The 461-nt window shown below is 56.0% G+C and carries 1 rRNA gene; it reads left to right on the top strand.

Features of this window, described 5'->3' with window-relative positions:
* Window positions 1-94 (top strand): 16S ribosomal RNA (locus WFG93_RS13915); the annotation flags it as partial.
* Between the last annotated feature and the right edge of the window lie 367 nt (window positions 95-461).

The following is a 461-nucleotide window of genomic DNA, read 5'->3' as shown; positions in this document are numbered from 1 at the left end:
TTGTGGGAGGGAGCTGTCGAAGGTGGGATCGGTAATTAGGACTAAGTCGTAACAAGGTAGCCGTACCGGAAGGTGCGGCTGGATCACCTCCTTTCTAAGGAGCATCTGACATCTTCGGGTGTCCAGAACCCAGTACGAAGGCGCATGTTCTTCGCTGGGGCTCATGGGTGGAACATTTGACATGCTGTCAGCGCGTCTGGCTTCGTTTAGTACGGTCCTTCGGGATCTGGAACGGTGGGGTTGGGGAGCGGGGTGGCTGCACGCTGTTGGGTCCTGAGGGACCGGGCCGGCTTTCGGGCTGTTCCTTTCCTCGTGGCCCCTTTCGTCGTTTCCGTTGTGGTTTCGGTGTGAGGGGACCGCCCGTACTTTGAGAACTACACAGTGGACGCGAGCATCTTAAAGAAAACCGGGGCAGGTCTTTTCCTGGATCTGTCCCATCTCATGTGATTTCAAGTCTTTAA

Source organism: Microbacterium sp. USHLN186 (genome assembly GCF_037145155.1).
Lineage (GTDB): Bacteria > Actinomycetota > Actinomycetes > Actinomycetales > Microbacteriaceae > Microbacterium.
The sequence above is the reverse complement of the archived record's forward strand: the minus strand, read 5'-3'. Positions and strand labels throughout refer to the sequence as shown.